Raw genomic sequence first — 11,983 nt, forward strand, 5'->3', positions numbered from 1 at the left:
TACCGCTGCCTCAGTTCAATGGTCCTTTGAGCGTTCGTTACGGGTCGAAATCAGCTTCGTTGAGCAGTGCCTCATAATCACTTGCTGCAGCGTTTCACCTCTACTTGTATCCTTGTTCAAGGACGAATGGCTGCCGCTATCGGCTTGGCCCAATAGTCGCTGGAACGGAAAAGCGGACTTTCCATAAGGTAGTAACGTGAAGCGTGATACCCATCTTGTTGTGCTTTTGCTGTTGGTTATCGGTTGCTCCCTGGCGTCACTGACTGTCTGGAAGGTAGTGGCCTCTCGAGATAAAGCACTGGAGGAAGTGGATGTCCATGGCTTGAACCTGACCCAGGCACTTGCGACTTACTCCGAAGGCATTGTCCGGCAAAGTTCGCTGCTGTTGCTCGGGCTTGTCGAACGCCTGGAAACCGAAGGTAGCGGCCCTGCGCAGATTGAGCGGCTCAGTGCATTGGTCGACCGCCAGGTGCCGCTGATGCCACAGCTCAGTGGTATCACTGTCTACGATGATCAGGGACGCTGGTTGATGTCTTCCAACCGGCCGATTCCAGCCGGGGCGAACAGCACTGATCGTGCCTATTTCATTCATCACCGCGACGATCCCTCCCGCGAGATCTTTATCGGTCCGCCCATCCAGAGCCGTACCAATCACGAATGGGTGATCACCGTCAGCCGTCGTTTCAATGGTCCTCGCGGCGAATTTGCCGGCGTAGTGGCGGTGACCTTGGGGGTGGAAAACTTCCTGCGCCTGTTTGGCAAGATCGACGTCGGGCAGGAGGGCGCTATCGGCTTGTCCTACACCGACGGTACGCTGCTGGTTCGTTATCCTTTTCGCGAACAGGACATGGGGCGCAACTTTTCCAGGTCGCCCATCTTCGCCAAGTACCTCGTCGATCGATCAGTCGGCACCGCGTCGTTTACCTCCAGCCTGGACGGCGTGGAGCGGCTTTACGCCTTTCGCAAGAGTGATCAGCTGCCGCTGGTCACGACCGTGGCACTCGGCAAGCACGAAGTCCTCGCCGCGTGGCGAACGGAGGCATTGCTGTCCGCGGTGGTGGTGACGGGGCTGCTGGGACTGACCGGTCTCATCGGTTGGTTCCTGATCCTGGATATCCGTCGGCGTACCCGGGCCGAGGATCAGTTGCGCGGGGCCCAGCAGCAGTTGCTCTCATCTAATCGGCAACTTGAGCTGATTGCGATGAAGGATGCCCTTACCGGTCTGGCCAATCGGCGCTGCTTCGATGAGAGCCTTGCCATGGAAGCCCGGCGAGCACAGCGTGAGGGGACGACGCTGGCATTGCTCATGATTGATATCGACTACTTCAAGCGCTTCAACGACTCGCTCGGGCATGTGGCTGGAGACGCCTGCCTGCAGACGGTTGCCAGGATTTTCGAGGCGTGCGTAAGGCGACCGTCCGATCTGGTGGCACGTTATGGCGGAGAGGAGATCGGCATCATCATGCCTGACACCGACAGTGACGGTGCCGCGGCGGTGGCGCAACTTATCCTCGACCGTTTGCAGCATGAGGATATAACGCACCACTCCAGCCCGTTCGGACGGCTGACGGTGAGCATCGGGATTGCTGCAGCCACGGGGTCCCAGCTGGACCCTCTGCAAGGCTTGATCGAGGTGGCAGACCAGGCGCTGTATAACGCCAAGGCGCTGGGGCGTAACCGGTTTGTGAGGGGGGGAGGGTGACAGGTTAAGCGGGCGTCAGGCCGTTGCTCCCGTAGGAGCTGCCGTAGGCTGCGATCTTTTGATCTGGCTTTTAAAAGATCGCAGCCTCGTTGCACTTGGCAGCTCAGGTTTTGCGGGTGTATGTCGGGTTTGCGGCGCGACACACATCTGTAGGAGCCGGCTTGCTGGCGATGCGAGGGTGAAGCTGCTGCCGTCTTCGCTGGCAAGCCAGCTCCTACAGGTTTTGCGGGTGTATGTCGGGTTTGCGGCGCGACACACATCTGTAGGAGCCGGCTTGCTGGCGATGCGAGGGTGAAGCTGCTGCCGCCATCGCTGCGATACGGCGACCGACAAGCCAGCTCGAATCAAAGCTGGTATTGGCAAATCAGAAGCTGTATTTGGCCGTCAGCATGTAGTTTCTCGGATTGCCGTAGGTATCGGTGGAGCCCCAGGTCACGTCGTAGCCAATGGCCGAGTAATACGTGCGGTCAAAGATGTTGTTGGCATTGAGTTGCAGGTCAAGGTGCTTGTTGACCTCATAACCGGCCATCAGGTCAGTCACCGCATAGCTGCCTTGTTCAATGCGATAGCTGCCGTCGGTGAGCGCCACATCGTTGTACATGCGGCTCTGCCAGTAGAGGTTGCCACCGACTCGAAGCTTCTCGAGCGGGCCTTGCAGGCGGTAGACGGTCGAGAGTTTGAACAGATTCTCAGGTTGGTCCGGAGTGAAGCGCTGGTTGTTGTTCGCCGGATCCGAATCCTTCTTGTAGCGGGCACGGGTATAGGTGTAGCCGGCGCCCACTTGCCAGTTCGGGGACAGGGCACCCTGCAATTCCAGATCAAGCCCTTGGCTGCGTACCAGGCCGGAGGATTCATAACAGGTCATTTCCGGGCAGCCCGCCTGATTGTCGGCGACGCTGGCGCGGTTCTTCTGATCAATCTGGAACACGGCCAGGCTGGCGTTCAGGGCACCGTCGAAGTACTCGCCCTTGATGCCGAGTTCGTAGTTTTCACCCACGATAGGGTCAAGCACCTTGCCGGAAATGTCCTTTGAGGTCTGCGGGGTGAAGATGTCGGTATAACTGGCGTAGACCGAGTAGTTGTCATTGAGTCGATAGATCAGGCCCGCGTAGCGCGTGACGTTGCGGGTGACTTTGTAGTCGCCTTCGCCCGTCCGGTTGTCATAGTCATACCAGTCCAGTCGCCCCCCGAGGATCAAGGTCAGCGGGTCGGCAAGGCTCAGCCGCGTGGTCAGGTAGACGCCGTCCTGGCTGGTGACTTCGTGGCTGTCGCCGCTGTGCACGAAATCCGGTTTAGGCGCGCCAATGGGCCACGACAGCGCATAGGGACTGTATTCGCGGGTTTGCAGATTGACTTCGCGTCTGCTCGCACCCACCACCAGTTCATGGGTACGACCGAAGGCTTCGAAGGGGCCGCTGGCGAACCCGTCGAACGCCGTCTGGTCTTCCTCGGGTTTCGACTGGTAGGCCGTGGTCGCGAGCGAGCCCGAGTAGCGCGACAGATACGTGCCGGAGAACACGGCATCCTGCCAGGATTTGGTGGCCGCCAGGTTCAGGCCCCAGCCATTGTCGAAGCGATGCTTGACCTCACCGTACAGGGTGTTGATTTCCTGTTTCTTGTTTTCCCAATCGGTGCCCGGGTAGGTGGAGCGTGGCAAATCCAGATGGTGGCCGTCAGTACCGATAGGAAGGCCGCCCCAGAAGAAGTTGGTCTGGTCTTCCTGACGGGAAAAGCTCAGGGTCGCGGTGGTGTCTTCGCTCAGGTCGGCCTCACCGATCGCATAGAACAAACCGTGATTGGATTCTTCCTTGTCGCGAAAACTGTTCGCATCCTGATAGGTGCCTACCACGCGACCACGCAGAGTGCCGTTTTCGTTCAGCGGGCCGGAAGCGTCAATCTGTCCACGATAGTCATCCCAACTGCCAGCCGCACCGGTCAAGGTTACTTGCGGGGTCGCGGTCGGGCGTTTGCGCACCATGTTGATGGCCGCCGATGGATTGCCGCTGCCGGTGACCAGGCCTGTCGCGCCACGAATGATCTCGACGCGGTCGAACATCGCCAGGTTTGGCTGCACACCGACGTTCCATCCGGTGTACGAACTGGGCAGGCCGTCGTACATGATGTTGTCGATGTCGAAACCGCGCGAACTGTAGGTCTGTCGGCCAGGGCCACTCGACTGATTGAGGAACAGCCCCGGAGTTGCCTTGACGACATCGTTGACGCTGGTCATCGCCTGATCGTCCATGCGCTGGCGTGTGATCACTGTCACTGCCTGTGGGGTTTCTCGCATGGACAGCGGCAGTTTGGTGGCGGTCGACATTTCACCCGTGGTGTACGAGCCCGTGCCCTCGGTGGTTTGACCCAACTGGTCAGCATTGACGTTCACTGCGCCAAGCGTCAAGACATGCTGATCGCTGGATGGCTCATCGGATGCTGCAGTGGTGGTTGCTTCTTGTGCGACTACAAAAGGCGAGGCGCTTGCCAGGGCGACGGCAACGGCGAGAGGGCGGGGCCAAAAAAGTTGCACGCAGAATTCTCCTTACAAAAGGGATTGCAGTTCGTTGAGCAGGAAGTGGGATTTCAGCAGCGGCGGGTGAGCCGTTTTGCGCTACAAGGCGGAGGTGGGGCTTGCACAAAAGCTGATGAGATTACTTGTGATAATCATTCTCAATAGTGTGCCAGATTGGATCCTGGGAAAAAAGCCCTGTTTACCAATTGGTTAACGAAATTTTCACATTCGCAGGGTTTGTCGCAGGGGGACGACGAGGTCCAAGACGTTATCTACAGGGGAGTGCGTCCTCATCTGTAGGAACTGCCGGAGGCTGCGATCTTTTGATCTGGCTTTTTAAAAGATCGCAGCCTCGTTGCACTCGACAGCTCCTACAGGAGGCAATGCGTATTCACCGGTAGACGGGAAAGTACGCGAGGGGAAAGAGGACCGGGAAAGCGGGAAAGAGGGGGAAAGGGCACGGATTTATTTTCCCGCTAGCCTAGCGGCGTTTCATGCAGGTAGATCCATTGGGCGTTGTGGTGATGCATGCCAATGATCGCCACCGAAACCCGTGAGCTTTCGTGCTGGCCGAGGCGATGGGTTTCCTTGTAGCGAATCGCCACGCTGTTGCCTTCCTGCCAGACCGTCTGCAGCTCGCTGATGACGATCTCCAGGCCTGGCTTGGCGCCAACTGCACCTTTGAACATCTGCTCGACCGTCGCCCGGCTGACAATGTCGGCCGAGGTGGTGACCATGGTGAAGTGCTCGGCAAAGGCCGATATCAGTGGTTCCAGCGTGGCCTGGCCCTTACCTTTTGCGTCGGTGAACAGGGTGTGGATCAGCTCGTGCACGTGATGAATGCTGTGGTGCGCCTGTTCAACTATTTTGTTGTGCATGACAGTCCTTTTTTAATGTTCAGCTGACTCAGTTGAAAGAGTGGGCACAGGCCCAGCAGCGCGGCGACGGCAAAGGTCATATGGTAGGCCTGGGTGGTATCGAAATGCTTCGAGAGCAGGTTGAAAACCATCAGGAAGAAGGCAGCGCCGATGCTGAATGACATCTGTCGGTTGATGTTCCAGATGACACTGGCCTTGTGGGTGTCATAGCCCTCGAAGTCCATCAGCGACGTGGTTTGTGCTGTGTTGGCACCGATGCCGCCGCCGATCCCCATCAAGCTGTAGGCGATGACGATCACCAGAGAGTCTGCGGAATCGTTCACCAGTAACAGGGTGGCAATGCCGGCACTGTGCAAGAGCATGCCGAGGGCAAACAGCCGCTTGGCGCCCATCCGGTTATAGACCCGGCCACAGATCAGCATCGCGATGAATGCGCCGAAGGCGTAGAGGATCATGAACATCCCTGTCAGTCGGGCGCTGAAGTGCAGGGTGTTTTGCAGGAAGAAGATGCTCATAAGGTTGACCCCCGTGAACACACCGGGAATCGCGTAATAGATAAAGATGGAGGTGCTGAGTTTTTTGCTTTTGAGCAGGCTCAGTTCAATGATCGGATTTTTGCAGTTGCGGTAGTGCAACCCGTACAGCACGACGAACGTAAAGCCTGCCATGACGAAGAGGGCGGCCAACCATGCCGCAGCGTCACCGCCGTACAACGACAAGCCCATCAGCAGGCTGCCGAGCGCCGCGCTGACCAGTAGCAAGCCCTTGATGTCGGGTCTGGGCAAAGTCGTTGGTCGCGCTTCGTTGATCCAGAACCATGACAGCCATGCTGCGATCAGTGAGAACGGGATATTGCTGTAGAACACCCAGCGCCAGGAGCTACTGTCGACGATGATGCCGCCGATGGTCGGTGAAATGGCAGGCGCAATCAGGGCAACGGCCATGACCAACGTGGATATTTTCGCCCGCTGCTCGCCCTTGAACAGGTTGAACGTCAGTGCCTGTCCGACAGGAATCAACAGGCCGCCGCCAAACCCCTGGACGAAGCGCCAGATCACCAGCTCGTTGAAACTGTTGGCCAGCCCACACATCCACACGGAGGCGGTAAACACGATCATCGAGACGGTGAGGATTTCCCTACTGCCACAACGACCGGCCAACCAGGTGCTGACCGGAATGATCAGTGTCAGCCCCAGAATATAAGCATTAGCCACCCAGGCAACGTCTGAAGTACCGACGTGCAGCGCTGCCGATATACTCGGTAATGCGACCGCTGACATAAAGATGTTAGTGCAGTCTATAAAAAAGCCGATCAGAAATATCAGTGCAACTTTGTAGCGGTAGGTCATGTTGTTTCCCCTTTGCCGCAAAGCATAGGGTCGGTGGACTTGAACTGTCGATGCGATTATCCTTGAAGCAATGTTTGACGGGATTTGACAGTGAGCCCATATTTCCATGCACACTCATCTTAATCGGGTCCAGACATTCCTGGCCGTGGTCGATTTTGGTTCTTACACCAAGGCCGCCAATTACCTGAACATCAGCAAGGCCATGGCCAGCCTGCACGTCAAGGCGCTGGAGGACGTGCTGTCAGCGACCTTGCTAATTAGAAATACCCGAAATATATCCCTCACGGAAATCGGTCAGGACTTTTATGAAGAATTCAAAGGCATTGTCGCAGACATCGATAATGCCTTCGATAACGTATTGAAAGGGCATGATCGGGTGTCCGGCAAGTTGCGCTTCAGTTCCACCAGTGAATACGGCGAGGCCTATATTCTTCCGTTGATACCGCAGTTTATAGAGCGCTACCCGGAAATAAAAATCTGCTATAATTTCAACTCGTCACTCAATGATCTGGTGGCGGAAAAGTTGGACCTGGTCATCCGTCTGGGCAATTTGGCGGACTCGGCTTTCAAGAGTCGTAAACTGGCCGATTATGAAGTTGTAATGGTGGCTACCGAGGCGTTTCTTGCCCGTCACCCGGTGCAGAATCCTCAGGACCTGAACTCGGTGCCGTGGATCGCCAACAGCAACCTGCAGGCACCGACCCAGTGGACACTGCGCCATCCGCACCTGGGGACTGTCGAGATCAACGGGGTTAATCAGTTTGAATCCAACTCTTCCACGGCCATCCGCTCCATGACCTTGTCGTCCCTGGGTGTCTCGGTGCTGCCCGCTTGGGTGGTCAAGGATGACATCGCCAGCAAGCGGCTGATCCGTTTGCTGCCCGACTATTCGTTGCCCTCGCAGTCAGTCAACGTGGTATTCCCCAATAGCCCGCATTTGCCCCATAAATCGAGGGCGTTCATTGATTTCCTGTTGCTGCATCTGTCGCAGTAAAGCACCCGATAAAAGCCGCTGAATCGAGAGATTCAGCGGCTTTCGTTTACCCGATACCCGCTTGCTGCGGGCGGCGTTCCGACGATGGCGCGTGTGAAATCGCCATCGCCGGCAAGCCGGGCTCCTACAGGTTTTGCGTCAACCCAAATCCCGTGCACACGCCCCGATCCGTAGGAGCCGGCTTGCTGGCGATGGCGCCCGTGAAATCGCCATCGCCGGCAAGCCGGACTCCTACAGGTTTTGGTCAACCCAAATTTCGAGCACGCACGCCGATCCGTAGGAGCCGGCTTGCTGCGGGCGGCGTTCCGACGATGGCGCCCGTGAAATCGCCATCGCCGGCAAGCCGGGCTCCTACAGGTTTTGTGTCAACCCAAATCCCGTGCACACGCCCCGATCCGTAGGAGCCGGCTTGCTGCGGGCGGCGTTCCGACGATGGCGCCCGTGAAATCGCCATCGCCGGCAAGCCGGGCTCCTACAGGTTTTGCGTCAACCCGAATTCCGAACGACGCGCCTCGATCCGTAGGAACCGCAGGTTGCGATCTTTGATCTGGCTTTTAAGTTTCAAAAGTAATATCCAATATTGACGTTCGTCCGGTAGTACCACTCATTACTGCCCACCGAACTGGTATTGGTAAACCCCGTGCCATTCTCTGCGCCGCCATAGGGGTTGGCGTTTTTCGCCCAGGTGAAATCGACCCACGCCATGATCGGCATCGCCAGGAACTGTGCGCCCACGGTGTACATTTGCGAGTCGTCCCAGCCGCTCTCGTCTTTCATCATGCGGCTGTAGTCGTTGTACAGTTTGATCTTCTTCAAGGGCCCCAGTTTCGGCGTCGGGATGTCGTAGGCGACGTTCAGCGAAGCGATGGTGGCCTTGGCGGCAATCAGGTAGGCCGGCGTCAGGCCGTTGCTGCCCATCAGTATTGAATTGTCGCTGACGCCTGCCGGGTTTTTCGGGTCGTATTCGTAGCGAATGCCCTGGCTGCTGACGGTCCACTGGCCGGCGTTGATGATGGCGTGGATGCCGCCGGCCCAGTAGTCGCCGTCGTCCCTGGTGGTGGCGTTGTAGAGCTGGGCGGTGGCCAGCGATGCGCCGAGTTCGGTCTTCCAGCCATCGTTGACAAAGGTTCGCGCTACGCGGGCGTTGAGCTGGTTGTGTTTCTCGTTGTCCTGGCGCGACTGGGTGAAGGGGATGGCATTGTCCTTTAAGTCGGCATAGCGCCCGACTTCCGGCGAGTAGCGGATGTCGGACGGCAACATGCGCGGGAAGTAGCCTAGTTGCAGGTCCCAGTCCTTGTCCTTGTAGCTGTACTTCAAACCGGTGCCGGCGCTGACGCCGTACCCCATGAAGAAGGGCAGGTGATAGCTCCAGCCGAATTGCGGGTAGGGTTCCAGCCCGAACGGTTTGAACGGCGCGCCCACCTGCAGATTGGAGTTGGCGTTCAGGCGATAGCCGACGAAGCCGCGATCGATGGAGCGTTTGCCGTCGTCCTGGAACCAGTAGCCGACATCGCTGTAGAGGTTCTTGTAAGTCGCTTGCACATCGATGCGGAAGGTGTCGAACAGAAACCGCCCGTTGTTTTCGGTGGTGTCCCAATGCTCGTCGCGGTAGTTGGTGCGCAAGGCGCCGCCGATGTCCAGGCTGCTCTGGCCGTCATCGCTGCGCCAGGCGATATGCGGAAACGGCTTCTTGCCGGTGGTCGACGACTCGGGGGCGGCAGGGCCGGGTTCGCCGGCGAAGCTGACGCAGCTGCTGATGATCAGTCCCAGGCCTATAACGTACTTCTTCATGCTGACTCCCCTGCGAAGTTGAGCACTGCAAAGTGACCGGCAACACTTTCCCGCTCGCCTTAAAGTGGCAATAAAGGGAAGGCTCATGTGTTGCTGTTATGCAGTGTGTTTTTTTGTTTGGGCTGTTTCGTAGGTAATACGGTGTCTGACCTATGAACCTGTCAGGGATAGAGCAGAAACCATGCCAGTACCGGCCTGGATCGTTGCTTAGTAAAAAATCCAGGTAAAACAATTGTTTATATGGGAAACGCGTTTTTATGTATTGCCTGCGAAACAGCGCGTTCAGGGGGTAACCAAACTGCACGTTAGTTGTGCGGCGATTACTTTCCGCGCATTAAAAAGGCCGGCTAAAAAGCCGGCCTGTTCAAGGGATGAAATAACGCAAAGTGACTACAGGTCGAGTACCAGTCGCCGGCTCTTGCACCCCGAAACACAGACCATCATGGATTTGTTCGCGGCACGTTCGGCTTTGGTCAGCACGCCGTCACGGTGATCGACATCACCTTCCAGGACCCGTGTTTCACACGAACCGCACACCCCCTCGCGACAGCTGTGCTCGATGTCACAACCGGCCTCGAGCAGCACGTCGAGCAAGCTCAGACCCGGCTCGATGGACAACGTCTTGCCGGACTTTTTCAGCTCGACGCTGTAGCTGCTCTGCGCGTCTTCGGACGGCGGCAGTTCGGCCGCGGCAAAACGCTCGATGTGCGCATGGGGATAGCCGAGGCCTTCGCAGGTGCTTTCGAAGGCATCGAGCATCGGCGTCGGACCGCAGCAGTAAAAATGCGTGTCGTCGGGCTGGCCAGCCAGGTAGGCGCTGAGGTCTGGCGGCATGCCTTTTTCGTCGTTGAAGTGGTAGACCACCTTGGCGCTCAGGCCGCTGAGTTCTTCCACCAGTGCGGCTTCCTGGCGCGAACGGGCGCAGTAGATCAGCTCGGCGGATTTTCCCAGGGCCAGCAGCTGGCGGAACATGCAGTAGATCGGCGTGATACCGATACCACCGGCCACCAGCACGCTGTGCCTGGCGCTCAGGTCGAGCTGGAAGTTGTTGCGCGGCGACGAGATCGGCAGTTGCATGCCGACCCGCAATTGCCCGTGCACATATTCCGAACCGCCACGGCTGTTGCGATCACGCAGTATGCCGACCACGTAGCGGCCACGGTCGCTCGGCGAGTTGAGCAACGAGTAGCTGCGCACCAGGCCGTTGGGCAGGTGCAAGTCGATATGCGAGCCGGCTTCGAACGGGGCGAACACGGTGTCGCCGTAGGGCCGCAACTCGACGCTGATGATGCCTTCGGCTTCGTAGCGCAAGGTGTGCACGAGCGCGGTGTTAGGGGAGGAATGGGACATCGGTCACCTCTTTTCGACAGTTCGCAAATCGACACACACGCCGGCCAGAACACAATGCACGATCAGGTTCATGGCAACTGCTTCGCGTCGATCAGCTCAAGCTGAGCCTTGGCAGCGTTTTTCAGGTAGCGACGCAGGCGCACCACACCGAGGTCATGCTGGTAGAGGTTCTCCCGCTGGTTGGCGTCCGGTTCCATGAATTCGAGCAGCACCCGATCCTGTTCCAGCACCGCCCAGTGGCGGGCTTCCAGACGGTTCTTGTAGAGGAAGCGCCAGGTGTCGCGCTGCCAGCCGGTCAGTGGCCGGCAACGCCAGTGGAACACCGCCGACAAGGAGGTGCTGCTCGGCGTGTAGCTGCCGATGATGGTGAAGTTGCCGCCCGGGCCGCCGGTTTTCGGGTAAGGGATTTCCAGGCGCAGCCAGTGGCAGCTGTCGTCCATGAATTCGGTCCAGTCGAAGTTCACCCCGCGCTGGCCTTCTTTCTCGAAGAAGAAACCCTTGTCGGTGTCACGGGTGACGAATTTGGCGGTGGCTTCGCCTTCGCTCATGGAGTGCGACATCTTGTGCAGGTAAGTGCCGTGCATCGGGTCCATGACGTTGTCGATGACATAGCGGTAGTCGCCTTGCCACTCGGCGTAGCACAGGAAGCTGCTCCACTCCGGGGAGCTCAGTTGCTCGGGCAGCACCAGTTCCGGCGGATTTTCAACGTGCGGTTCGACGGCGTTGTAGAGAAAGATTGCGCCGGCGGCTTCACGGGTGTGGAACATGCGGGTCGGGCGGCTGCCTTCGAGTTTGCAACCGGGGCTGCCGGGGACCTTGGTGACGGTGCCATCGCAGCGCACTTCGACGCCGTGGTAAGGGCACTGCAGGCGGTCGCCCAGCACCGGTCCCTGGGACAACGGCGCGCCGCGATGCGGGCAGTGGTCTTCGAGGGCATGCACGCTGCCGTCATTGTCGCGCCACAGGGCGATCTTGTAGCCCAGTCGACGGATCGACACCGGCTTCTCGCCCAGTTGGTCAGACGGCAGGACGGGGAACCAGAGGTTCTTCAAGCCGTTTGCCAGGAGGTGTTCTACAGGATCGACGGTTGTGTTCATGTTCATTTTTTATTTACCTCCGGCGGGTCATTCGCCCAGCCGAGCCATCAGGGTTTTATAGGCGTCTGGTGTCCACTCACCGGTGGTCAGCGGGCAGGGCGGCCCAGCCAGGTTCAGGTGCGCGAGCAGCTCGGGCAACTCGGTCACGCCGTTGCCGAAGGCGCGTTCGATGGAATCGCCGAGCAGATCCTCGAACTGGGTATTGGGGCGTTTACGGGCCTGATGCGGCTCCAGGCAGGGTTCGGTATTGCGCATCTCAAGGACCTCCATTGCGTACCCGTTCGCGGATCATTTCGCGCACGGGAATAAAGTC

General features: G+C 58.3%; 8 protein-coding genes and 1 pseudogene. 2 read left to right on the plus strand and 7 right to left on the minus strand.

From position 1 onward, the window contains the following. Nucleotides 1-196 precede the first annotated feature (196 nt). Nucleotides 197-1,702, plus strand: coding sequence for a sensor domain-containing diguanylate cyclase (locus NPS56_RS21115; protein ID WP_274076411.1), 1,506 nt, complete (start codon nucleotides 197-199; stop codon nucleotides 1,700-1,702). Nucleotides 1,703-2,066: 364 nt separating this feature from the next. Here the strand turns inward: NPS56_RS21115 and NPS56_RS21120 are convergent, their stop codons facing one another. The 3 genes and pseudogenes from NPS56_RS21120 to NPS56_RS21130 form a co-directional block, all read right to left on the minus strand. Further along, the gene (locus NPS56_RS21120; RefSeq protein ID WP_425313642.1) at nucleotides 2,067-4,187 is read right to left on the minus strand and encodes a TonB-dependent siderophore receptor; all 2,121 of its coding nucleotides are present in this window, start codon (nucleotides 4,185-4,187) and stop codon (nucleotides 2,067-2,069) included. A 500-nt stretch (nucleotides 4,188-4,687) separates the two neighbouring features. Further along, nucleotides 4,688-5,089 (minus strand): DUF4440 domain-containing protein, encoded by a 402-nt coding sequence (locus NPS56_RS21125; RefSeq protein ID WP_274076413.1) that lies wholly within the window; start codon nucleotides 5,087-5,089, stop codon nucleotides 4,688-4,690. After that, nucleotides 5,070-6,438, minus strand: a pseudogene (locus NPS56_RS21130) (MFS transporter). The gene NPS56_RS21125 and the pseudogene NPS56_RS21130 overlap by 20 nt, the downstream one beginning before the upstream one ends. Before the next feature lie 106 nt (nucleotides 6,439-6,544). On the opposite strand from NPS56_RS21130, the gene NPS56_RS21135 reads away from it, so the two are divergent. Then, a complete protein-coding gene (locus NPS56_RS21135; RefSeq protein ID WP_274076415.1) occupies nucleotides 6,545-7,432 on the plus strand; it encodes a LysR family transcriptional regulator in 888 nt (295 codons plus the stop codon). 561 nt (nucleotides 7,433-7,993) lie between these two features. Here the strand turns inward: NPS56_RS21135 and NPS56_RS21140 are convergent. The 4 genes from NPS56_RS21140 to NPS56_RS21155 all read right to left on the minus strand — a co-directional run bounded on the left by NPS56_RS21140 (nucleotide 7,994) and on the right by NPS56_RS21155 (nucleotide 11,925). Next, on the minus strand, nucleotides 7,994-9,223 hold the full coding sequence (locus NPS56_RS21140; protein ID WP_274076416.1) for a hypothetical protein: 1,230 nt from the start codon (nucleotides 9,221-9,223) through the stop codon (nucleotides 7,994-7,996). A gap of 390 nt (nucleotides 9,224-9,613) precedes the next feature. Continuing rightward, the gene (locus NPS56_RS21145) at nucleotides 9,614-10,573 is read right to left on the minus strand and encodes a PDR/VanB family oxidoreductase (protein ID WP_274076417.1); all 960 of its coding nucleotides are present in this window, start codon (nucleotides 10,571-10,573) and stop codon (nucleotides 9,614-9,616) included. Between the two features lie 68 nt (nucleotides 10,574-10,641). Continuing rightward, on the minus strand, nucleotides 10,642-11,676 hold the full coding sequence (locus NPS56_RS21150) for an aromatic ring-hydroxylating dioxygenase subunit alpha (RefSeq protein WP_323607705.1): 1,035 nt from the start codon (nucleotides 11,674-11,676) through the stop codon (nucleotides 10,642-10,644). Nucleotides 11,677-11,697: 21 nt separating this feature from the next. Beyond that, nucleotides 11,698-11,925 carry a recombinase-like helix-turn-helix domain-containing protein gene (locus tag NPS56_RS21155; RefSeq protein ID WP_274076418.1) on the minus strand — a complete coding sequence of 76 codons (228 nt, stop codon included), beginning with the start codon at nucleotides 11,923-11,925 and terminating at the stop codon, nucleotides 11,698-11,700. Between the last annotated feature and the right edge of the window lie 58 nt (nucleotides 11,926-11,983).

The organism is Pseudomonas putida (assembly GCF_028682635.1).
Lineage (GTDB): Bacteria > Pseudomonadota > Gammaproteobacteria > Pseudomonadales > Pseudomonadaceae > Aquipseudomonas > Aquipseudomonas putida_AE.

What these genes read in the sequence shown, in the direction of transcription:
- NPS56_RS21125 (WP_274076413.1), bottom strand. Translation starts at nt 5,089, where the DNA reads ATGCACAACAAAATAGTTGAACAGGCGCACCACAGCATTCATCACGTG.
- NPS56_RS21135 (WP_274076415.1), top strand. Translation starts at nt 6,545, where the DNA reads ATGCACACTCATCTTAATCGGGTCCAGACATTCCTGGCCGTGGTCGAT.
- NPS56_RS21140 (WP_274076416.1), bottom strand. Translation starts at nt 9,223, where the DNA reads ATGAAGAAGTACGTTATAGGCCTGGGACTGATCATCAGCAGCTGCGTC.
- NPS56_RS21145 (WP_274076417.1), bottom strand. Translation starts at nt 10,573, where the DNA reads ATGTCCCATTCCTCCCCTAACACCGCGCTCGTGCACACCTTGCGCTAC.
- NPS56_RS21150 (WP_323607705.1), bottom strand. Translation starts at nt 11,676, where the DNA reads ATGAACATGAACACAACCGTCGATCCTGTAGAACACCTCCTGGCAAAC.
- NPS56_RS21155 (WP_274076418.1), bottom strand. Translation starts at nt 11,925, where the DNA reads ATGCGCAATACCGAACCCTGCCTGGAGCCGCATCAGGCCCGTAAACGC.